This is a genomic window from Candidatus Saccharibacteria bacterium (assembly GCA_012965045.1).
Classification (GTDB): Bacteria; Patescibacteriota; Saccharimonadia; order Saccharimonadales; family DTSZ01; genus DTSZ01.
The window spans coordinates 1-24265 of sequence record DTSZ01000001.1 but is presented as its reverse complement, the minus strand read 5'-3'; the positions used below and the strand labels follow the sequence as shown (position 1 = coordinate 24265).

Annotated in this window: 14 protein-coding genes and 2 rRNA genes; 5 read left to right on the top strand and 11 right to left on the bottom strand. The window is 44.0% G+C overall.

Features of this window, described 5'->3' with window-relative positions:
- Positions 1 to 34: 34 nt before the first annotated feature.
- Both recJ and EYO12_00075 read right to left on the bottom strand, forming a co-directional pair.
- Positions 35 to 1648, bottom strand: a complete 1614-nt coding sequence (gene recJ, locus EYO12_00080) for a single-stranded-DNA-specific exonuclease RecJ (protein ID HIA91498.1) — start codon at positions 1646 to 1648, stop codon at positions 35 to 37.
- Between the two features lie 3 nt (positions 1649 to 1651).
- A complete protein-coding gene (locus EYO12_00075; GenBank protein ID HIA91497.1) occupies positions 1652 to 1939 on the bottom strand; it encodes an ArsR family transcriptional regulator in 288 nt (95 codons plus the stop codon).
- Between the two features lie 188 nt (positions 1940 to 2127).
- Between EYO12_00075 and priA the strand changes: the two genes are divergently transcribed.
- The 3 genes from priA to EYO12_00060 are packed head-to-tail and all read left to right on the top strand — an operon-like array spanning position 2128 to position 5585.
- Complete coding sequence (priA, locus tag EYO12_00070; protein HIA91496.1) at positions 2128 to 4047, top strand: primosomal protein N'; 1920 nt, start codon at positions 2128 to 2130, stop codon at positions 4045 to 4047.
- A 10-nt stretch (positions 4048 to 4057) separates the two neighbouring features.
- Positions 4058 to 4651 (top strand): peptide deformylase, encoded by a 594-nt coding sequence (def, locus tag EYO12_00065; protein HIA91495.1) that lies wholly within the window; start codon positions 4058 to 4060, stop codon positions 4649 to 4651.
- Complete coding sequence (locus EYO12_00060) at positions 4641 to 5585, top strand: hypothetical protein (protein HIA91494.1); 945 nt, start codon at positions 4641 to 4643, stop codon at positions 5583 to 5585. Before def ends, EYO12_00060 begins: the two co-directional genes overlap by 11 nt.
- Before the next feature lie 4 nt (positions 5586 to 5589).
- Here the strand turns inward: EYO12_00060 and EYO12_00055 are convergent, their stop codons facing one another.
- The 5 genes from EYO12_00055 to EYO12_00035 form a co-directional block, all read right to left on the bottom strand.
- Positions 5590 to 5901 (bottom strand): hypothetical protein, encoded by a 312-nt coding sequence (locus EYO12_00055; GenBank protein HIA91493.1) that lies wholly within the window; start codon positions 5899 to 5901, stop codon positions 5590 to 5592.
- Between the two features lie 4 nt (positions 5902 to 5905).
- Positions 5906 to 7585, bottom strand: coding sequence for a hypothetical protein (locus EYO12_00050; GenBank protein HIA91492.1), 1680 nt, complete (start codon positions 7583 to 7585; stop codon positions 5906 to 5908).
- A 26-nt stretch (positions 7586 to 7611) separates the two neighbouring features.
- Entirely contained in the window at positions 7612 to 9381 is a 1770-nt protein-coding gene (locus tag EYO12_00045) for a translation initiation factor IF-2 (protein ID HIA91491.1), read from the bottom strand.
- Between the two features lie 23 nt (positions 9382 to 9404).
- Positions 9405 to 10460, bottom strand: a complete 1056-nt coding sequence (locus EYO12_00040; protein ID HIA91490.1) for a S1 RNA-binding domain-containing protein — start codon at positions 10458 to 10460, stop codon at positions 9405 to 9407.
- 186 nt (positions 10461 to 10646) lie between these two features.
- The gene (locus EYO12_00035; GenBank protein ID HIA91489.1) at positions 10647 to 11114 is read right to left on the bottom strand and encodes a hypothetical protein; all 468 of its coding nucleotides are present in this window, start codon (positions 11112 to 11114) and stop codon (positions 10647 to 10649) included.
- A 100-nt stretch (positions 11115 to 11214) separates the two neighbouring features.
- Between EYO12_00035 and EYO12_00030 the strand changes: the two genes are divergently transcribed.
- Both EYO12_00030 and EYO12_00025 read left to right on the top strand, forming a co-directional pair.
- A complete protein-coding gene (locus EYO12_00030; GenBank protein ID HIA91488.1) occupies positions 11215 to 12048 on the top strand; it encodes an ROK family protein in 834 nt (277 codons plus the stop codon).
- Positions 12017 to 12490 (top strand): hypothetical protein, encoded by a 474-nt coding sequence (locus tag EYO12_00025; GenBank protein HIA91487.1) that lies wholly within the window; start codon positions 12017 to 12019, stop codon positions 12488 to 12490. Before EYO12_00030 ends, EYO12_00025 begins: the two co-directional genes overlap by 32 nt.
- Before the next feature lie 39 nt (positions 12491 to 12529).
- Here EYO12_00025 and EYO12_00020 read toward each other — a convergent pair whose 3' ends face one another.
- The 4 genes from EYO12_00020 to EYO12_00005 form a co-directional block, all read right to left on the bottom strand.
- A complete protein-coding gene (locus EYO12_00020) occupies positions 12530 to 12733 on the bottom strand; it encodes a hypothetical protein (protein ID HIA91486.1) in 204 nt (67 codons plus the stop codon).
- A gap of 742 nt (positions 12734 to 13475) precedes the next feature.
- Positions 13476 to 13583, bottom strand: a 5S ribosomal RNA gene (gene rrf, locus EYO12_00015).
- Positions 13584 to 13773: 190 nt separating this feature from the next.
- Positions 13774 to 17251: ribosomal RNA gene (locus EYO12_00010) — 23S ribosomal RNA — on the bottom strand.
- A 259-nt stretch (positions 17252 to 17510) separates the two neighbouring features.
- Positions 17511 to 17684 carry an AbrB/MazE/SpoVT family DNA-binding domain-containing protein gene (locus EYO12_00005; protein ID HIA91485.1) on the bottom strand — a complete coding sequence of 58 codons (174 nt, stop codon included), beginning with the start codon at positions 17682 to 17684 and terminating at the stop codon, positions 17511 to 17513.
- Between the last annotated feature and the right edge of the window lie 6581 nt (positions 17685 to 24265).

Here is a 24265-nt window from a genome sequence, read left to right as displayed (position 1 = left end):
CTTGTATCCTACAGTAACAGATGTGGTTTTGCAACTACACAAACTTAATTTGAAACTCAACGTCACCAGGTCGATAGCTACTTTCCGAAAACGTTACAATCGGCGAAATAGACTCAGTAATTTCAGACGATTGGCCAAACATAATGCCTCTCATCATGGTGCCAAGTTTGTCTGTAATGGTTAGCTGTAGATGATTTTTTTGAGCCCCAACCAGTCGCTGTGAATTAATATTAATATCGGTAAGTAAAAAATGCGGTTCAGGATTACCTCTGCCAAATGGTTCAAGCAATTTAAACTGCGCTATTTCTTGCACAGTTACAGCTGATAGGTCCTCAAGCTCAACATCTACAGGTGGTCGCAAAAACTGTATCTGATCAGACAAGTTGAGGCTCGCATAGAAAGCATTAATTGCTTTTTTAAAACCATCGAAATCTTTTGTCGCTATTGTGCATCCTCCAGCAGCAGCATGTCCGCCACCACTAATAATCAGTTCACCACACGATCGAATAGCATCGACGGCCTTAAAGCTACCAAAACTACGGGCCGAACCTTTAGTTGTTCCATCCCCCAGATGCTGCATTACAAAGGCTGGTTTTCTATATTTCTCAACTAGCTTAGAAGCTACAATGCCTACAACTCCATGTGACCATGAATCACTCGCCACAACTATGACATCATCGTTCGGGTCTACCTGGTTAATTGCTTCTTCATAAATAATTGACTGAATTCTTCGCCGTTCACTATTCATCTCTTCTAAAGTTTTACTTATGTTGACTGCTGTATCTTCAGCGGTTGCGGTTAATAAATCTAAGCTCAACTGCGCATGCTCTAACCGACCAGACGCATTAAGCCGGGGCCCAAGCCTAAAACCAAACGTCGCAGCGTCTATGTCGTGTCTATTAGTAGCTGCGACATCCAGTAAGGCCTGTATGCCAGGGCGGCGAGTTTTTTTCATCACCTCGGTTCCCCATTTAACTAACATACGATTCTCATCCTGAAGTTCAACCACATCACAAACAGTCCCCAGCGACACTAAGTCCATGAGCCACTTTTCTTGCCCAGCGGGCAGTCCGTCAAGTTCGGACTGCAAAGCTTGAACTAATTTGAAGGCTACCCCGACCCCGGCAAGGTCAATAAATGGATAATCATTATCTGTGCGTTTAGGATTAATAACTGCGACGCAGTCTGGTAACTGTGCGCTAACCGTATGGTGGTCGGTAATAATAAGGTCTAGCCCAAGATCGCGAGCGTGCGCTGCTTGGCTGATAGACGTCGAGCCACAATCGACTGTTATCACTAAGTCTGCGCCCTTACTTTTAATAGCATCAAGCGACTGGTTATTTAGCCCATACCCCTCACTAAATCGATTAGGAATATGCGCAAAGGCGTCTATCCCAAAAGCCTTAAAAGCGTCCAGCAGCACGGTAGTTGCAGTCAGCCCATCAATGTCATAGTCGCCATATACACAAATTTTTTCGTTTGTTTTTTTTGCATGAACAATTCTAGTAACGGCTTTATTCATATCTGTTAATAGGTATGGATTGTGCGAAAGTCTACTATATGGTGCTTCAAAAAATGTATTCGCTTCGGTCCGTAATCCACGCGCTAAAAGAACTTGGTTAAATAAGCTACCTTTTTTTGTGTTCATTAATTACGATTGACGAGCAATTCGCTTCGCACGTTGGCTTTTTAAGACAATACTTTGAAGTTCTTTAAATATGGGAAAAGCTGTGTTGGCACTATATACCTTGGTGTTTGATTCCTTGCGTGAATTAAGGAAGCCAACTTTTTCTAGCTTAGTTAACTCACGTTGAATATTACCTGGGTCTTCTTTGATTAATTTAGCAAGACCACGAACATGCGTCTGAAAATCAGGATATTTGGCATAGACTACCAAAATCTTTCGACGAACTCGAGATGTAATAAACACGTCCAACATAGTGCCTATATTGTATTCAATGCAACGATTTATAGTCAAGGATTTTTTGTATTTTTATCTACTATTTAGCAAAAATACAAATTTATGTGTACCTATTAACAGTTTCAATAGCCTCTATTTACGATTCGACCGCTTATGTTTATATTGTTTTGATTACTACGATTTTCGTTTAACTGTACAATAATACTATGAGCAATTTTTATGAACTTATCCCACTTTCGCCGCTCTCAAAACACTTAGGGTTCGCGACCTATCACTACGACAGCGCTCTGCAGATAGGTGATGTGGTTAAAGTCACCTACGGTAAGCGAACCATAACCGCTTTAGTGCACACTAAGACCTCCAAGCCCTCGTTTACCACAAAACCCATCCTTGAAACCATCTTTAGCCTCCCCCCGGATCTTATGCAATTAATTTCTTGGATTTCAGACTACTACAGCTTAAGTGTTATTGAGTCAGCACGATTGGTCGTACCATCAAAACTGCATGTTACTAGACGAAAAAAATTCACCACGCCCAGCGCCACAGCTACCGAAGACGACTCTCCCTTAACCGCTGCTCAAAAACGCGTTATAAAACAGATTGAAAACACAACCAACGGCACATTTTTGCTCCATGGCGTAACGGGTTCCGGCAAAACCAAGGTTATGCTTGAAGTTATCAAAAAAACAATACAGCGAGGAAAAGATGTAATCTTACTAGTTCCCGAAATTGGTTTGTCTAACCAAACACTGGCCATCCTACACTCACATGGATTCAATACTGTCCACATGCATTCCGAATTATCTGAAGCCCAGCGACACGCTGCATGGCAAGCAGTTGCCACTAGCGACGAGCCCGTTGTTGTGCTCGGGCCCCGTTCGGCAGTATTCTCACCAGTTCGGCACCTTGGCTGTGTGATCATCGACGAAGCTCATGATGCATCATTAAAGCAAGACTCAAGCCCGTATTACGACAGTGTTCACATAGCGGCATTTCGAGCAAAGCAAGCAAAAGCCCAATTAGTGCTCGCCACAGCAACGCCAAATGTTACAGAGCAGTATTATTCCGAAACTGGGCGGATCAATTATTTAAAACTACCCGAGCGAATATTTAAAAGCAGCAACCATTCGATTTCCGTCGTTGATAGAACTAATAAGCAACTCTTTGGCCGAAGCAAAGTGCTAAGCGATGCCCTTATCGAATCAATCGATACATCAACAGCCAGCAAACAGCTGTCGCTGCTTTTTTTAAATCGCCGAGGGCATTCGCCCAATATTCTGTGCTCTGAGTGTGGGTGGAAGGCCGAGTGCGACCTGTGCTCTCACCCCCTCACATTCCACAGTTTCAACAAAAAGAACACTTGTCATATTTGCGGCAAGATGTCCGAACCGATCATCCATTGCAAAAACTGTGGCTCCAGCGATGTTCATTACCGCGGCACTGGTACTCAAAAACTGGAACAAGAACTTAAAAAATTATTTCCTCAGGCCCGCATTGAAAGAATTGACCGCGACATTACCTCTAAGCAGGCATTTACGTACAAATCACTCTTAACCAATATTGCTGACAACAAAATTGATATCCTTATTGGCACACAACTCCTAACAAAAGGCTTTGACTTTCCAAGTCTATCGACCGTTGGCGTCGTGGACGCCGATTCTATGCTCTACATTCCAGACTTTCGGTCCGAGGAGCTAACTTTTCAAATGCTAACGCAGGTCATTGGTAGAAATGATCGCCGAGGCAAAGGTGCTCGGACATTTATTCAAACACTTAACCCGCAAAACAAAGCCATTACCGCGGCACTGACAGAAAATTATCAAGAATTTTACGAGTATGAAATCAAACAAAGACAAGAAGGATTCTATCCTCCATTCTCGTACTTACTAAAAATCACTGCTCGCCGAAACTCTGACAGCTCTGCAAAGAATGATCTGTTGCGAATTAAGCAGAAGTTTAAAAACATCAATAGCCTTGGTCCTGCTCCGAGCATGTATGTCCCAGCGGGCAAAAAACAATGGCATTTAATTTTTAGGACAAAAAAACGATCAACGCTGAATGCCATTGCTCGTCAACTAGAATCAGAAAATATAATTTGTAATTTTGATCCATTAAATTTGCTGTAAACTAATGTCCATGGCGTCAAAAGAAGACATCGTAACACTACCAACTAAAAACCTCCGTCAGCAATCCGACGAAGTGTCTTTTCCATTGAATAAAAAAATTGAAAAATTAATTGCGGACATGAAATCAGCAACGCTGGACTGGGAAGCAAGCCGCCCGCATGAATTTGGAGTAGCCCTTGCAGCTACCCAGATTGGTGTTCTGCAACGAGTAGTTGTCGTGCGGCAAAGCTTTCGTGACAAATCGAATACTAATTTTGATATATTTATTAACCCTGAAATAACTCGCTATGAAGGTGAGGTTGTCGAAGAGCACGAAGGCTGTTTAAGTGTGTCTGATGTGTACGGAATGGTCCCCCGTTACAGCAAGGTTAAAGTAAAAGCCAAAAACGAATTTGGGCGGCCAGTTAAATTTGTAGTAAAGGGATTTTTAGCGCGAGTTTTCCAGCATGAAGTCGACCATACTAATGGCATTACATTCGTAGATAAAATTGGTGCGGAAGGTCGTTTTTTCAAATTACTACCCGAAGGGCAAATGGACGAAGTTACCGGCGACGAAAAAACGAAACTACTCAAATACATGGACGTTACCAAAAATGCCACTTAAGACTGACGTAAAACGAGCCGGATTTTCGACCTCCTTAGGCCAAAAATTAGTTTTTTTTGGTAATGAAAGTCTTGCAACTGGTATTGAATGTGACGGTCAAATTCTGCAATCACTCATCGATTACGGCCACATAATCGAGGCTGTAATTCTGCGTGGGTCGGGGCCAGCTAAAACAGAGTGGGCCGTTGAACGCATCGCAAAACAACACAACATACCGACAATCTGGGTTTCTACTAAAGAAGAGCTTCAGCAAACTACAATGCACCTACAATCTGAAATAGCTGTACTTGCATCATTTGGGATGATTATCCCCAGCAGCGTTTTAGATGCATTCACATTTGGAATTATTAACGTACATCCGTCACTGCTGCCAGTGTATCGCGGGTCCTCGCCTATCGAACAAGCCTTGCTTGATGGCAAGAAAGAAACTGGTGTATCGATCATGCAGTTGAACTCTAAGATGGACGAAGGACCGTTATTTCTCCAAGAAACAATTCAGATTGACGACACAACAACCAAGCAGCAGTTATACGAAAAAGTCGTCGCTGTGGCGGTCGACATTTTGCCAAATGCACTGGTCGATATTGTGAGTGGCAGCTTGCGGCCATTCCAGCAAACAGGTACGCCGTCATATACGCCGCTTATCTCTAAGCATGATGGCAAAGTTTCAACCGACGAGCCAGCAGAGTTCATTGTTAAAAAGATTAAAGCCTACAGTGGCTGGCCTAAGGTTAAAATGACTATTAATGACATACCGTGCGCAATCCTTGATGCCCGCGCAAATGAAACAGCTTCACTACCAGTCACAACCCCAATCTACGAAGACGGCATTATCAAAATCAATACAGAAGAAGGCGTGCTAGAAATCCTCTCGCTACAACCAGATGGCAAAAAGCCTATGGCTGCAAAAGATTTTGCCAACGGCTACCTATAGTTACCTACGCTACAGTTGAGCGAATCGCTTCTGCGTTTTCGGTAATTTCCTTTTTAAGTCCTTCGAATTCTTCAGCAACTACTTGTTTGTAGTTAGGGAAATTAGTTTCAAGCCACTTCAATGCACCAGGCTGGTCATTGGTATCAATAAAGCCTTCAAATTCATCAAGTTGATCGTCGGTCATGTTCTGCGCCAAGCGAACACCAACGCGCATTTCTAGCATTTCTCGGAATTGAGCTAGTAGTTTTTTCTTTTCCTCGTCGGGCAGATCGGCAAGACCGGCTGTTTGTAGTAATGAATCATCAATTTTTAACATAAAACTAGAATACCAGCCTAATGACTGAATACGCAATTCCACTTACCCCAGCCGCCCCTACGCTGCGTCGAGTCCAATACCGTAGCTTCGGGTTTCGCAGTGACCGTGTGGCATTTTCAACTGCTCGTTTAGCGTCATCAATCAATACTCTGTACTCTAATTGGCGCTTCTGTAGATAGTTTTCAGGCGTAGGTGCAGCAGCAACCATTTCTGCATATGATACGATAGTTTTCTTATTGGCGGTCTTGTCTATTTCCTGCTTATCCGCACTCTCGGGTGATATACGTTTTGTCTCTTTTTTTTCAGATATTTTGGCATACCGTTCGGGCTGTGCGGCTTCTCTAAATTGAAGCTTTCTGTGCTCGGGTTTTCGTCGCACAGTAAATCTCCTCGCATGTTCACTTAGATCAGCTTTGCTGTTGGCTGTCGCAACACCCTGCTCTTTACCGTCAACAACACTCCGTTGGTTTTCCCTGCGACTATGCTTAATGGTTCTTGGTAATTCCTTCTGCGTTGTTGTGTTTGATTTTTGTTGTTTGACACTTGCTTTTGTTTTTTGAGCACCATCATTCATGGTAATAATTTCTGGTTGTTGCGTAGCTTCGAAAGGTGACTTTGCACTATTTTTGTGTTCAATTATTCGATCTGTTTTGTTGATCTTTTTAGGTTGTTTGTCTACTGACTCTACGACTCGCCTTTCGAATACAATAACAGGCTCGACAGCTGCTTCTTCTATGTCTACTCGAGGTAGTTGTGAGTGTTCGGTTAATTGTTCGGTGTCAAAATAATTTACTCTCGCAACAAGCGGGCCCTCCGTAGCGACATTGTTCTCAACGTCTGGAGTGCTCATATCGTCTTCCATGCGAGTTGGTTTCGGATCCAACTCAACTCCACTATCTCCACCTTCATTAGCTGGAACATGAAGCGTTGATGATATCTCAGAAGCAACTAACGATACAGCTGCACCGATCGCTCCGAGTGCGCTGTGTGTACGCCCTTTCTTCTCGGTTGAATGATACAGGTCAACTCCAGCTGTCTCGGCCTTTGCGGGTTGCTGTACGTTCACCGAAGGGTCAGTGGGCAGTGATTCTGTAGCATCCGACTCTGCTTGTGTTTCTGGTGTTTTAGACCGAGTAAGTAGTTTGGTGATAGTAGTTTTTTGTTTTGTAAAATATTTTTGCACGATAGTTTCTCTTGTTCCTGTTGGCTTTTCGGCTCCTTCCGGCAGGGCGTCTTCTGTGCTGAGCAGGCTCTCAGTCGGTCTTTGTGTTGCTGTAATCGAAAACAACTCCCCTATATCAAAGCCATAATCACTGCCGCCACTATGGACATCGTTATTGGGGGTCTTCTTCTTTAGCCATGTATCAAAAAACGTATCTTCATCAGTAGTTGCTTTTTCGCGCCAGTATAGAGCTCTTTCCTGTATTCGCTCCCAGAGGGTTGGTTGTTCTTTTTTCTCTTCCTTCTTTTTCCGACCAAGAACATCGACATCTAAAATGTCGAAAATAGATGTCTTTGAATCTACACCCCTGCTCGTCTTAACCTCTTTGCTTGGCAAAAGGAAGCCGCTTATAAATTTGGCAGCTCGTTGGCGCAAGTTTGCTTGGCTTTTTTCTGGACGAGCAGTAAAAGACTCTGGTCGATTTATAACCAATACCGGCTCAGCAAAGCTTTCTTGTTCCATATATGTAAGTTTACTACAGTAAAACGCTAGAGTTTTTTAACTACAGATGTACGCTGAATACAAACCAGCTTATCACCTTCTTTTAAGTTTACTTTTTCATCGGTGGCGAGCTCTAGGCCACACATGTCATCTTTAAATACTTCTTTAACAACATCCTGACCCTTTTGCAGACTAACTATAGTCGCTTCGGCTATTTGTTCGTCTTCTCTGAAAATCTTCACGATTGATTGATTGTTGACGAGTTTACCTTCTGTAACTAAACCACCACAGACAACTTGCTTCTGCGTGGTCCTAAATATGCCTTTTACTTTTAGTGTTCCTAGCTCTTCTTCAACGATATTTGGCTGCAGCAACTCCTGCATCTTTTCTTTGACGTCATCGAGTAGTTGATAAATTACTGTGTAATTCTTTATATCAATATTTTCCCGTACTGCTTGGCGTTTTACAGTGCCAGAGGCGTGCACATTAAACCCAACTATTGAAGCCTCTGCGGCTTGAGCGGCAGTAATATCTGATTCGCTAATATCACCAACACCAGACGCAATAACCTTCACTGAAATTTCATCGTTGCCAAGCTCTTCAAGCGAAGTAATCATTGATTCGAGCGATCCTTGCACGTCAGCTTTTAGAACTAGTTTAAGTTGTTGCGTTAGGCGTTCTTGTTCGATGGCTTGCAGAACATCAGAGTCGCTAGCAGATTTAACTACATTGGTGCGAACTTTTTGCATTTGCTGACCAGCTTCACTGGCTAATTTACGGGCCGTTTTTTCATTTTCAACTTCTTCAAACCGCTGGCCAAAAACAGGGACATCTTTAAATCCTGTAACAACAGCTGGACACGAAGGGCCAGCTTCAGAAATAACGTTACCTGATGTATCTTCTAGGGTTCGCACCTTGGCATATGTGCCAGCAGTAACTATGAAGTCACCCACACGCAACACCCCATGCTCAACAAGTATAGTCGCGATCGGACCCTTGCCGGTGGCAGTGTGAGATTCAATCACAATACCTTCTGCGGGCACTTCAGTATCAGCCTTAAGTTCATCAATATCGGCCACCAAAAGAATCATTTCAAGCAACTTATCCAGATTCGTATTTTTAAGTGCAGAAACCTCTACCATTACAGTGTCACCACCCCAATCTTCTGGGATCAACTGCAGATCACTCAGTTGCTGCTTAACACGATTAGGGTCGGCACCATCGGCGTCCATTTTATTAATAGCAACGACAATTCGTACACCGGCACGCTGTGCATATTCAACCGCTTCTTTGGTTTGTGGCATCACACCATCATTAGCAGCCACTACAATAACAGCAACATCAGTCAGTGCCGCACCGTGTTGACGAAGCGCTGCAAAAGCTGAATGGCCAGGTGTATCTAAAAAGGTGATTACTCTGTCATTTTGCGTTACTTGGTAGGCGGATATGTGTTGAGTAATTCCACCAGACTCGCCTTCGGCGATTTTAGTTTCACGAATAGAATCCAGCAAGGTAGTCTTACCGTGGTCAACATGACCCATAACAGCCACTACTGGTGGTCTTTCTTGCGCTTTATCAGACAAATCGCGCTTACTTTTTAGCTCGGCAATTGGATCTTTCTTCTCTTCTTGTTCAAGCTCAACTTCATAGTCCGCAGCAATAATGGCAGCTGTGTCGAAGTCAATATAGTCATTAAGCGTGGCCATTACACCACTCTTCATCAACGCTCCAACTAACTCAGCAGCGCTCACTTCAATCTTATCTGCTAAATCGGAAACAGTTATGGAGTCACCGATCGTAATTGTTTTTTCGGCCATAGTGGTGCCTCCTTCTGTTTAATTTAGTTTAATCGTAGTGAAATTTTGCGCGCCTCTTTGTCGATAGCAATAATTGTAAACTCTTTTTTCTCATTAAGTTTAAACAACTTATCAGGATCAGCTGCGTCACCTTCGCCAAGCTCAGAAACATGCACAAGCGCTTCTACCGCTGGGCTAATTTGGATAAACGCACCAAATGGAGTTATTCGAGTAACAGTTCCACTTACTGTGTCATTTTCTTTGTAGTCATTTACTTCTTTAAGCCATGGGTCTTCCTGAAGTTGTTTGAGGCTCAAGCTTAGCCGGTCTTTGTCGATTGCGATAACTTTTGCGTCAACTTGGTCGCCAACTTTTACATAGTCACTTGGGTTTTCTACGCGGTCCCAAGAAATTTCAGAAATGTGAATGAGTCCTTCAATGCCAGACACGTTCACAAATGCGCCAAAGTCTACAACGCCGGTAATTGTGCCGGTTACTTTGTCACCTTCTTTAAGTTCTTTAAGACGTTCTTGCATGTCTTCACGCACTGCTTCTTTTTCTGAGAAAATTAGCTTGTTCTGCTTACGATCTACATCAAGGATTCGTACTCGTAGTATTTGTCCTCGTAGGTCGTTGAGTTTTTGTAGAATTTCATCTTTATCTGCACCCGCTACCCGTGGGTAGTGTTTTGCTGAAAGCTGTGAGACTGGAAGGAATCCGCGAATCCCATCAACTTCAACTAGTAAACCGCCTCTGTTTGCGTCGTAAGGTTTAACCTCGATAACTTCGCCAGCTTCAAATTTGGCGAGTAAATCATCCCAACCACGGTCTTTCGCTGCTTTTCTCAAGCTTAGTAACGCCACACCATTATCGAGCTCTGGGTCGACAATACTGGCTACAATTGAGTCACCTTCTTTTAGGTCTCGGTTGCCGTGACCAATCTCACGACGCATAACTATACCGACACCTTGAGCACCAAGGTCTACCCAAATCTCGTGCTTGTGAGCACTAAGTACTGTTCCTTCTATTGTTTCGCTTTGTTTTAGCTGCTTAACCTCTTCTTCGGCTAGCAACTCATCCATTGTTAAATCTTTTGCCATATCTTAGGCATTCTCCTTTGTTCTGGTAACTCCCTTCTTAACTTTTTCGAGTAAAAGAAATCTACTGAAGATTCCTTCCTCAGAAAGTAAGAGGGGTAGCCCATGACCATTCATCACCGAATTAATTGATAAATGTATTCGGAGTGTATTGTAATCTGTTTACCTCTGTTTGTAAACAGGTGGTAATTATTTAAGCCGAGCTTCGGCTAGTTTCGTTTTGTTTTGAGTATAAACAGCATAGGCGGCACCGAGCACTACAACAGCAAGTGCTGCGTTTTCTGCAGGGCCGGTGTTAGGAAGATCCCCAGTCGATGTCGTGCTGGTTGCGTTGCTCGCAACCTCAGTAGTATCGGTAGCACTCTCAGCTGGTTCGTCTTCGACTTCAGCCACAGGTTCGTCTGAGTTAGCGTCACTTTCTTGTGATCCAAACAACTCGTCGAGGTCAACTGCAGTTTCTGTATTGTCGCCAGATTCTGACTCGATTTGCTCTGTTTGCTCTTGCCCACTACTTGCCACGTCTTGTTCGCTGTCGCCATTATTAGCAATCCTAAATACAATAAAACCAACAATAAGAATAATAACTACACTAATTGCTATCGCTGTAAATCGCGAACGACGCTCTCTAGCTGCCAATGCTTCTTGCAAATCTGCCATGTAAATACTCCTTACACCTTTTTCGATTATGTTAATTATACTATAAAAGAGAAATAAAAACAAATACCTTATATATGTTTTTTTCGTTACAATTAGGTCTATGATTTTAGGGGTAGACATTGGCGGAACAAAAACACTTTTTTCGTTGTTTCCATTACAAAACGACCCACAGCCAGTTGTTCAAAAAAAAATCGCCACTCCAGAAACTTATGCAGAATTTAAAAACATCACTGCACAGATAGTTAGTGAATTTTCACCGCAACCATTAACTATTGCCAGTTTTGCTGTTCCAGGACCTGTTTCTCGTGATAAAAAATCTGTGCCTATTTTAGGTAATAAAGACTGGAAAAACATTCATCTAGTCGAAGATTTCAATAAATTACTCAACTGTCATGTGATTATTAACAACGACGCGAAACTCGGCGGACTTTCAGAGGCAATTTCTGGTGCTGGTGTAGGTCATAGCGTAAATCTATACGTTACTCTGAGCACCGGTATAGGAGCTGGCGTGATTGTTGATAAAAAAATCGAACCAGAAATGAGCCGGGACGAAGTAGGCATGATGCCGTTCGAAAAGAACGGCACAACTGTGGTTTGGGAGGATCTTGCCTCGGCGCGGGCGTTTAATCAGCGCTATGGTGGGCTCGCAACTGAAATTGATGATCCTACTATCTGGAATGAATTCTCCAAAGATATCGCCCTTGGTCTCAGCCACTTAATTTCAACTATCGACACCGACTTGGTTATTTTAGGTGGACCAGTAGGCTCACAGTTTGAAAAATACCAACAATACCTACTTCAACACCTCGACCAGTATCTTTCTGTCAAAAAACAACTAAAGCAGGTTCCTGCAATAACGAAAGCCGCATTTCCCAACCAATGCGTAATACGAGGATGTTTTTATGCCGCAAAACAGTACCTTGCAGCAAATTAAGTCCGACTTTACTGATCTTAACTTCTCGGCAGCCGATGAATTTCGCTGGAGCCCAGAAGAAAAAACAGTTTATTTTAATCCTGAATTTATTGGTGAAGAAAATGGACGATTGATTTTGCTGCACGAATTAGGGCACGCCCTGCTAGACCATAACTCAATCGAGAATGATGTAGATCTTCTAAAAAAAGAGGTCGCAGCATGGGAAAAAGCTCGTGAGCTATGCGAACGGTATGCAATTACATTTAATGATGACCTTGCCGAAAACTGCCTCGACTCATACCGACTGTGGCTAGACAAACGATCAACATGTATAGAATGTGAGCAAACTGGCTACCAAAACCACGAACTTCACTACACCTGTCTTAATTGCCAAGCCTTCTGGAAAGTCAGCTTTGACCAAAAAAAGCGTGTTTGTCGAGTGCCAACAAAGCAAAAAGCCTAAGGACATAGCCTTAGGCTTTTGATCTAAATATATTGTATTCTATTCAGATTTTTTTGCTTTAGTACGTCGGCTAATGCGACCACCTTTAGCACCAGCTTTTCGAGCTAGTTCACGGTTAGCAGCAAAACCACCAGTGTTACCGTTTCGTCCGCCTTTTGCGCCAATGCTAGCGTAAAAGTCTTTGCCGTATCGTTTTTTATTAGTTAGTGCAGCTTTTGCGCCACCTGCTTTAGTTCCAGCCATTGCTTAAACTCCCATTATTTAATGTAAGTTCCACCAAGCTCTGCCAAACAAAAAAGAGGGGCTCGCTCCGATTGGAGTGAACTACCCTCTTTTGTTTGTAAGAAACTTTCGTAACTTACACAAACTTTAGCACTTTATTAAGGTTATGTCAATATTATGTTTTTGACCGTCTCAAAATTTTGACCAGAGCTACGAAAAAACTACATAGATATTTGATCGCTACCCCAACTACAATCGCCCCTACAATTACAATCACAAGTGACTGAAGCAACTCCATTTGGCTGGGTAAATAATAGTCGTCTGAACGCTCAGAGCTGCACCGCTGCAAAAACCTGCTTCGAATATATATAGCGTGTGCCGACAAGGCTAGGACAAGGGTGGCAGAAGCACTTATTAAAGTAATCCTTTTAAGCTGCATCCTCAGACCCTTTATCCTAACGGGCAGAAAATAAGGCAAAGTGATACTCACACCAAAAGTTATGAAGCTTGCTAGCAACCCTACTATAAGCAATAGTAACCGTTTTTTTACTCTGTTGATCGGTTCAGTCAGTAATACGCTAGAGAAGTTAAACCGCACACTGTAGACGACAGTCACAAAGATTAGGATCCCGATAAGGATTACTATTCCGGCACCATCTTCACCGCCAAACGGAAAACCGTCGCAGTATGTGAAGCCAGCAAAAAATGAAAGCATATTCATTGCTTTGAACGATACAATACTTAATTTTGTTTGTGAACTTTATGTTGGCGTCGTGCTACTTTCCCCACAAGGAGTATCATCGCCGCTGGAGGGCTTAACTGCCGGGTTCGGAATGGAGCCGGGTGGACCCCCTCCGCCTTGGACACCAACATAAAAACCACAAATTCTTGGATATGAGACAAACCGTAAGATTTTTCTCATCGCGAAGAATAAATCGTTGTTAAATTATATACGTTTAAATTGAATTATACAGATAGAGCAAACAGAAAGTAATTACACTATGTTAGCCACATGCGTTTTCTCTGAATATCTGGAACATATTATTCCAAATACTCAGAGCATGAAAAGACAATGGATCTATTAGTACGCTTCGGCTAAACACTTTGCAGTGCGTACACCTTGCGCCTATCAACCGGATAGTCTTTCCGGGATCTCATAGGGAAACCTAATCTTGAGTATGGCTTCGTGCTTTAGATGCTTTCAGCACTTATCACAACCGAACATAGCTACTCAACAATGCCGCAGGTGCGACAATTGATACACCAGAGGTTCGTTCACTCCGGTCCTCTCGTACTAGGAGCAAATTCTCTCAAGTTTCCTTTCGTCCACATCGGATATAAACCGAACTGTCTTACGACGTTCTGAACCCAGCTCGCGTACCACTTTAATCGGCGAACAGCCGAACCCTTGGGACCTTCTCCGGCCCCAGGATGTGATGAGCCGACATCGAGGTGCCAAACAGCGCCGTCTATGTGAACTATTGGGCGCTATAAGCCTGTTATCCCCGGGGTAACTTTTATCCGAAAGCGCTGCCGATACCACTCTCATGTACGAATGTACGGACAGCGGACAACTAGCTCCTACTTTCGTATCTGTTTGACTTGTCAGTCTCACAGTCAAGCCGGCTTCTGCGCTTGCACTATAGCCTCGATTTCCATCCGAGGTTAGCCGACCTTTGAACGCCTCCGCTACTCTTTGGGAGGCAACCGCCCCAGTTAAACTACCCACCAGACACGGTCCCTGAACCTGATTCTACAAATCAAATTCAAATCACGTATATCTAAATGAATAAATAAAACATAAGGTTTGATAAAAAATTACGATTAACCGTTATATATATGTGTTACTTACTTAAATTAGCTACGCTGGAATCCTTCAAATTGCTTTGCAAAATGAGGTCCAGGTAAGCATCAAACGGCGGCAGGGGTGGTATTTCACGGGTGACTCCACAAATCCTAGCGGATCTGCTTCAAAGTCTCCCACCTATCCTGCACAAGCCGCAGCCTAATGCAATGCCAAGCTGTAGTAAAGCTCCACGGGGTCTTCTCGTCCTGATGCGGACAGACGGCATCTTTACCGCCAATGCACTTTCACCGAGTCCTTCGTTGAGACAGTGCCCACATCGTTACGCCATTCGTGCGGGTCGGAACTTACCCGACAAGGAATTTCGCTACCTTAGGACGGTTATAGTTACCGCCGCCGTTCACCGGGGCTTCAGTCGAAAGCGTGAACTCTCTTCCTTAACCTTCCGGCACTGGGCAGGCGTCAGCCCCTATACATCCACTTTCGTGTTAGCAGAGACCTGTGTTTTTGGTAAACAGTCGCGTGGGCTCATTAACTGCGGCCCCGTCACGCTATTTACAACGTTATTGACGAAGTTACATCAGTTAAGAGCAATTATATTGTGTCTTCTCAACGATAGATATCATATGAAATAATTAACATGAATCGTTCTTAAACTGACAACAAAACTTCATTTGCTTCGTCGCATTGTAAACAATGTGACGGGGCAGGCCTTATCCCGAAGTTACGGCCGCTTTTGTTGCCGAGTTCCTTAACGAAGGTTCTCTCGAACGCCTTGGTCTACTCGACCTGAGTACCTGTGTTGGTTTGCGGTACGGGCGGAGTGAGCTATTAACATAGGAAAGCTTTTCTGGTCAGCATGGGTCATTCAAATTCCATTTCTTAGAAACGGTTTTATTCCTGCTTCGACCGAAGTCTAGACAGTTAAACGGTTATAACCATAAACCGCTCGAACTACCACGCCGCGCACTTCCTACAACACTCACACCGGTACGGGAATATTAACCCGTTGTCCATCGCCTACGCTATTCGCCTCGGCTTAGGACCGACTAACCCTGGGATGACGATCATCGCCCAGGAAACCTGACTCTTTCGGCGGGGAAGATTCTCACTTCCCGAATAGTTACTAATTCCAACATTCTCACTTCTTGCCGCTCCACCAGACCTCGCAGTCCAACTTCAACGCTGACAAGAACGCTCCTCTACCACTGCAGTAAACTGCAATTCGCATCTTCGGTGCTATGCTTAGCCCCGTTACATTTTCCGCGCAGAATCTCTTGATGAGTGAGCTGTTACGCACTCTTTAAATGAATGGCTGCTTCTAAGCCAACATCCTCATTGTTTAAGAAATTCCACCTCGTTTCCCACTTAGCATAGACTTAGGGACCTTAGATGGCGATCTGGGCTGTTTCCCTTTCGAGCCTGGAGCTTAGCCCCCAGGTTCTGACTGCAACGATTTCACAAATGGTATTCGTAGTTTGTCAACGGTGGGTATCCTTGCGGACCCCAATCGTAAACAGAGCTCTACCCCCACTTGCTACCACGTCACGCTAGCCCTAAAGCTATTTCGAGGAGAACAAGCTATTTCTAAGTTCGATTGGCATTTCACCGCTAACCACAGGTCATCCAAGCACTTTACAGCGTGCCCTGGTTCGGTCCTCCACGGCGTTTTACCGCCGCTTCAACCTGCCCATGGTTAGGTCACTTAGTTTCGTGTCTAATCCTGCCGACCTTTGGGGTCTCGTCTCTACCAAAAGATGGTTATGAGAGCTGAAATCAACGTCTGATAACGGTGTTAAATTTTTTCTAAGTATCTAGGTTGATACTTTTCAAAAATTTCCCGCCGTTTCAGGCAGCTGATTTAAACTCGCAATACAACTTTTGGCAGGGATGAGACCCCTACGCCCTATTAAGGCTCGCTTTCACTATGGCTCCGTCAAATGACTTAACCAAGCCGACAAAATTAACTCGTTGGATCGTTCTACAAAAAGCACGCCGTCACCCGCATAAAGCAGGCTCCGACTCCTTGTAAGCATACGACTTCAGGATCTATTTCACTCCCCTCTCGGGGTTCTTTTTACCTTTCCCTCGCGGTACTGGTTCGCTATCGATCACAAAATATATTTAGACTTGGGAGGTGGACCTCCCAGATTCAGTCAGGATTGCACGTGCCCCGACCTACTTAAGAAACCTCTATATAAGTTCAAACTGCATTTTCGTATACACGGCTTTCACGTTCTTTGGCGGTTCTTTCCAAAACCTTCTACTAATACAGCGAAATTACGATCAGGATGACAGTCCTTAATCATTCATAAATATAACTCTAATCGCTGCAATCTAACCGTAGTTAAATTAACACCAATTATCGTAATATTCATGACATAAGATTTCTTGCAACCCCTTATATATTTTCGCCTGTCAGCTTATCCGTCTTCTAAAAGACGGAAACATATAAGGTTTAGTCTCTTCCCCGTTCGCTCGCCACTACTAGGAGAATCATTCTTATTTTCTCTTCCTCCGGTTACTAAGATGTTTCAGTTCACCGGGTACCTTCTACCTGTCCTATATATTCAGACAAGAGTGACTAGACATAACTCTAGCCGGGTTTCCCCATTCGGAAATCTTCGGATATAACGCTTGTGTATCAGCTTCCCGAAGCTTATCGCAGATTACCACGTCCTTCATCAGTATTTTGTGTCAAGGCATCCATCGTATGCTCTTACTATTCTTTTCATGTGCATATGACTAACAGAGTGCAATTACTTTGACGCTCATCGTGGTCAAAGATTACCTCTGTTTGCCTATCTGTATAATCCAAATTTTTAAAGTACATCCGAACTCACTTACATCAAATAAGTGAAAATATGTGAGTTCAAACAGAGGTCGATGTCAATAAACTACTGCCAAAACTCACAAAGTGCTCATTTATAGTAGCAACTACAGGGGTGTATGTAAAGACAGATTTACGCTAATTTTTTTCGGTTTACAAAGGTCCTATTCGGCGTCTTTTAAAATCAGGTTGTCGCCCTTTTTAACAAATACTAGTTCTTGGCGTACTTGCCAGCGCATTGCTTTAACTAAATGTTTTGGAACTGTAATAGTGTAACTGCCAGTTCCCGTCTTTTGGAGCGCCCTTTGATTTAGTTCGCTAATTGGACGAGTCCCCATGGTAACCTGCTTTCTATTTATTGATTGGTAAGCATTTGTTGAATAGATCGGTTGGCTCTACTGCCCTATTAATAATTAGTCCGAATACATTTTGCACTAATACGGTACTCACTGGCACCATGTGTAGCTTTGGCCGTTTTTCGCATGTAGTGGCTTTTTGTAACTAAATTCATTCCTATAACTACGTATTTTCTCTATCTGACTTCTTTTTCATGTCTACCGGCATAACTGCCTAACTGCCCCACTATTGCTATTTTTATGACCATGAGTTAAGTATACACTAAAACTGATTTAAATCAGTTTTAAATCAGTTTTAGTTACATGATTTCAATTAGCTATTAGTGTACTGGTGGATTTGTGTACTGGTGGATTGCTGGATTGGGGTGCTGCTGGATTGCTGGAATAGTATGTTGGTGTATTGGTGGCTCTATGTGGCGCGTTCTGTGTGGGGGGGTTTATTAGTGGGTTTGGTGGCTGATCTTAGTTGGTGGTGACGGATTCGCTGGAGATTATTATGTAGTCAAATTCGTAGCTTTGGCTTTGGTCGATGGCGGTGTCTACCATTAGTTTGAAGCCGTTTACAGTTGTTTCTAAGTACACCGGCAATCGGGCTGACTTACCGTCTTTGGCGGTTAGGGCTATGCGTGGTGCAGCGTCGTAGGCAGACGTAAAGTTTATTTCAGCCAGCACCGTCTCTTGCCCTTCAATTATCACAGCCGCGTCAGTACCGGTTTCTAGGCTAATTGTTCCGGCAGTGTCGGTACCGTCTAGCACTATGCTTGCACCATTTATTTCTGTACCAAGGCTGCTAAAGTCAACCACGGCTGGCGCCTCTCCCCTGCTAACTAGCCGGCCTTCCACGAAAAGGTCTGCTTTGACTATTAGGTCATTGTGTACGGTTAGTTTACCTTTTACCAATACGTCTTTATCGAAGGTAGCATTTTGCTTAACAAGTAATGTGCCGTTTAGCGTGGTGGTGCCCGTTGCGTTTAAATTAGCAAAGGTGGCAGAATCGCCATTTTGGAGGTAGTTTTGGTTTTGGGCTGTGCCAAGGTTTTGTTCCAGAGTTTGTATTCTGGCATCGTGGTCTTTTAGTACGCCAAGGTTGTAGAGTGGCACTTTGTCATAGTTGACCGCATCAGGGCGACCTTGTTGGTCATATATCACTAAGTCAACAAGTCCAAGAGCATCAAGTTCTTCTGCGATAAAGCCAATATCAAAAACCCCATTTTCTTTATCGTTCCATTGGCGTGGTTGAGCTTGCAGAATATCGCTAGGTTGGTAGTTATAGTCGGCAATATTGTCTTTGTAGCGGGCAGATGAGGTGTAGCGGAACAACTCACCGGTAGTCGTGTCTATACGAGTGTAGTACGAACTAGCAGCAGAAGAACGGGTTCCAGTGTTGTAGAAGTAGACTTCACCGGTATCTTCAAGTCTAAACTGCTCAGTATTACCTGCGAAAACGCGTAGACGATCAGCGCCATGATCATATTGGATTCTACCGACATCAACATCATCGCTGTCGCCAAAGTAGATATAGTTATTGTCTGTGGTATTACTGATTAGGTTTCTAAAAATGGTGTGACTGCTAGCTACCGTGCCTGAGTTTGCCAACCTAAGATTAGCGTCAGTGCCGTCGTTTGCATCTTCAAGTATATCCAGTCTATAGCTTGGGTTAGTGGTCCCTATGCCGACGTCGCCGTCCTTTTGTAGTGTTAATGAGGTATGTGCATTAGTTGCATCGTAGAAACGAAGTGAATTGTCTGAATGTAGTGAGTATTGAATCCACTGGTTTACACCCTTGTTATTGAAGTTTAAGCGGGTTTGTGAGGCACTTGCGTGATTGTTATCGAGATAAAGTGCATTCCCAGCACCACTCTTATTTGAATCAACATATATACTGCCTCCTCTTGCAGCAGAACCTACCTGAACAGTACCAGTATTTGTTAATCTCAGAGCCTCGATCAAGTTAGAGTTGCTCTGTGATGTAGAAAAAACTAGTTGGCCGTAATATTGCCCGAATGTATACTCTGTTTGCTCGGAATGAATAGACGCTTGAGGAGTATTCGCCCCCGCTGTGGTATGAGTGAATTCTATTCGACTCTGTTGCGCTCCAAGATCGCTTGTATTTTCTATAGTTAAGGTCGGGACGTTGCCTTTAATGTGCAACAGGCTACCCGGATCAGTGGAACCTATGCCGACATTACCTGTACTGTCTACTCTAAGTCGCTCAGTACGATTACCTTCTGCTGTGCCTGTAGAAATAGCAAGGCTAGTCGGAACAGAGCCTGCTGTAACTGTGCCATCCACATAGGCTTCTAATGCAGCAGCAGATTGGAATGCCGAACCGTCATAACCGTCAAACACAAACGATCCGAGGTTATACGTATCAGCAACGGCAGAAGGTGAACCAGCAGTACCAGCTCCTCTTGAAAACTTCATAATGCCACGGTTATTTTGTGCGTTACCGTACCGGATTAGATTAATAACTGAATTTGTGTCAGAAGATATTGTCAAAAGGTCTGACGGATTTGTGGTGCCAATGCCAACATTGCCACCATTAAACCAGCTATCACCGGCTGGATTTAGGCGTATATCTTCATTATTGCTTGAGTCATACACTCTAAGAATTACTTCGTTATATGCGTCTTGTCGTACAACAAGTTTTGAACTGCCAGTAGTTGCCTCTAAGGTTGCTATATCTGCACTTGCTCCTGTTCCTCGGAAGCGTGAGCTACCACCAACAATATTCAACCTATGGCCTCCCGCTCCTGTGGTGCCTGCAACTAAACTTCCTTGAAAAAATCCACTACCATCAGCTTGTACATTGTTTGTGGTGAATAAATAATTAAATGTCGGGCTATCCGTAGAGCGTAGGTTTTGGTTACCAAGATACGCGGCAATACTATTAACTTCCATGTTGCCGTTGCCAGTGTTGATAGTAGCGAAGGTCGGTGTGCTACCGGTAGTAAGGCTTTGTCCAGTATCGTACTGAAGCTGAGTGTTTCCTATGGCATTGCTGGTAACACTAAAGGTAGTGCCCGATAGTGTTAGTGCAGTGCCTGCAGAGTAGGTTGTGTCAGTGTCTACTGTTTGTGGCACCCAGGTGAATGCTCCAGAACCATTAGAGCTTAGTACATAGCCAGATGTTTGAGCGTTAGTAATGTTTAGGTGAACTTCGTCTACAGAAGCGTTTACAAGTTCGCTCGAGTCCACTGAGTTAGCAGCTAGGGCACCTGCGTTAATACAGTTGGTACAAAGGAAGTCGCTGGCGGTGACGGTGCCTGTAAAGGTGCTGTCTCCTGAGGCGCCAAGCCGCAATACTTCTGACGCATTCGTTGCTATATAAAAATCAGTATTCTCGTAGTTCCATATGTTTAGGTCATTAGACCCATCATAACCATATAATGCACCGTCGGTAAAAGTAGTGCCCGTTGTTGCGCTTTGAGTACGAAGATCTGGCGATGTTGCATTATATATCGTCAGTGGGCTTAATGGGTCAGTTACACCACCTACACCAACATATCCATCATCGGCCAATGTCAATTGTGTTGGATTTGAAGAGTTCATGCCGAATCCTACATAATTTTCTTGGACACGAATGTTAAGCCAGTCGTCTGTTTGACCATTTTGTCGTACAAGAAGACCGTAGTTGTCACCTTCTGGTCGTACGTCTACATAGTTGTTGGATGTAAGCAGTAATTGTGTTGCAGGTGCGTCGATAGCAGTTACAAAGTCGAGCTGTGGTTCTAGGTTAAACGTAGTGCCACTTAAATCAAGATCGTTGCCAGCAGAATATGTAGTATTGGTGTCTACTGTTTGCGGTACCCAAGTAAATGCACCTGAACCATTAGAACTTAATACGTAGCCAGATGTTTGAGCGTTAGTGATGTTTAGGTGAACTTCGTCTACAGATCCACTTACTAGTTCGCTCGAGTCGACTGAGTTTGCGGCCAAAGCACCAGCATCAATACAGTTTGTACAAAGGAAGTCGGTGGCGGTGACGGTGCCGTCAGTATTAAAGTCGCCAGTTAGCGCATTGAGTGATGCACTTACAGCTGTATTACTGCTACCCCACGTAAAGCCACGTCCCGCGGTAGTACCCATATTACTGTGTATTGAATAATCAGTAACTGTACCTTGGTCATCCTGACCATTGCCCATTGAAATTGAATAGTTAGAGTTGCCGTTCCAGAATTTAATACCATTTTCGTTGCCGGCGGTTATTTCTAGATTGGTAACACGTGGAGTGTCGATAAGTTCGCTGTTGCCAACCGAGTCAGCTGCGAGTGATCCTGCTGTAAGACTGTTAGCCGATATTTGAGTGTCAGTTATACAGCCTGCTGTTAATGCAATGTCGTTAGCATTAGCAGTAATACACGTACCACCAACAACGTTAACAGTCGTAGAACCGCCAAGTGCTACGCTGCCACCACCAGTTAGACCAGTACCTGCTGTAACAGTTAGTGCTCCACTGCCTTCGAGACGAGCATTTGCTACTGTACCAGAGCTTATGCTTGAACCGTTGAGGTTGGTGAGGCTGGCGCCGTTACCTTGGAAGCTACCACCAATAACAGCGCCTGTTACGTTTATGTTGCCAGTTTGGGCGGTGCCTGGGGTAGAGGCTTGCAGCTGAATGTAGCGAGAGTCAGCATCCAAATGAGTTTGGTCTGGTACAGATGTTAAATCGGTATAGCCAGTTAGGTCTGTTACGGTGCTAATGCTCCAATTGTCGGCTTGGCCGTCACCACCACTACTATGACTGCTTATCCATTTTTCCACCCACAGCTTTGGATAGCTCCATGTGTCTGCAGTGTCACCCAAGATAATAACTACATTGCTCGAAGCATCAAGACCAAAGCGAACTTGGTCAATAGTTACATCACCCTTGTTGACAAAACTCCTGTTCGGGAATGACCCAGCTGTATAGAAATACCCACTTACATCAATGTCGAATATGTGCCCCGACCCACCAGAATCACCGGCTGAATATTTATAGCCTTTAAGGGTAACAACACTCATTTGGTTGCTTAGTGGTACGCCAGTGTTAATGACGATCGCGCCTGCTTGTGAGTTGCTGTTGCTTTCGTAATTAGCAAGGTTGCGGTAAACTCGTGTCGCCGCTGTATCGCCACCTTCTAGTACTGGGGTGTTAACGACTTTAAGGCGGCTACCTGCTCCAACAACGACGTTATTGCCGCTTCCTGGGGTAAGGTTTATCGCGCCAGTGCCATTAGTGTTTATATTAAGTGATTCGTTTGCGTCGTAGGTGGTTAATGCGGCGGTGCCACTATAGCCAAGTATGAGTTGATCGCTGTAAACTGCATCGTCATAGACCAAGAAGTCCAAGCTAGAATCGCCGCCGTCAAACAACAGACCACTGCCATTATCTGTAATGCTACCACTCGAAGTTTGGAAGTTTAGATCGTCAATATCGTTAATGTCATTACCATTTAGGTCGACTAAGGTGTCAATAAATGTAGTGCTACCACGGATGTAATTGTTGTTGCCATTTTGGTAGTTAAACCAGGTATGTGTTGCGTCACCGTTGGTAATTCGCAAGCCAGATGTTGTTCCAGCAGAATCAATGTCTAAGCTAGCACCTGGGCCAGCAGTACCAATACCAACATTGCCGGTGCTGGTGTCGACAAATAATTGGCTTGTATTTACTGCAAAGTCGCCTGCTCCGCTAAGCGCAACATTAAAGTTATTGCCTGCAGCTGGCGTTACAGTAAGAGCGCCTGCACTTGTTATGTCGCCACCGCTTACGGTTAAGTCGCCGTCAAGCTGAATATCGCCAGTATTAAGGTCGAAGTGGACTCTCTCCGTACCGCTCTGCCCACCATCACGGAAGCTTACGTTTTGACCTGAATACACTGTTAAAGTAGATGAGTCGATGCCCAGCCCATAATTACTGTTATACAACTGTATCTTTGACCCTGTTGTTTCGCCGAAGTCTATAACATTAGCACCACTCACATTTACTGTGTTGCTAAAAGTTTTAAGGCCTGTAAATGTTTGGGTGCTATCAAGGAGTGCAACGTTGGCGCTCAAGCGTGCGTCTGCCAGTGTTCCGCTGGTAATGATGTCTGCACTAGCAGTAACATTTTGCAGAACTAGACCGCTCGTTATGACTGCTGTTCCGCCAATCTCAAAGTTGCCTGTTTGCACATTCACTGCTCCGCCGTCTATGCGTAGATCAGCGTCTGCGCTATATGTGCCGCTAACAGCAGTACTGTCGTCTACGCTTAATGATATATAGCCGCCCTCATCTAGCCGAATATGTGACCCACCAGCACCTGATGTAATTATATTATTTTCATCTACCCCGCTTTTAATATTGAAATTGCCAAAGCCATCATGAACGGTAATCAATGAATCTCCGCCATCGAATGTTATTGCCTGCTCGCTGGTTTGACCGAGTGTCAGATTGTCGAATGTTGGTGCACTGGTAGTAGTAAGATGCTGCCCGGTGTTGTATTGCAGTTGAGTGTCGGTAATAGCGTCGTTGGTGACACTGAATGTTGTGCCGGTAAGCGTTAGTGCAGTACCTGCACTATAGGTTGTTCCGGCAAATGTAC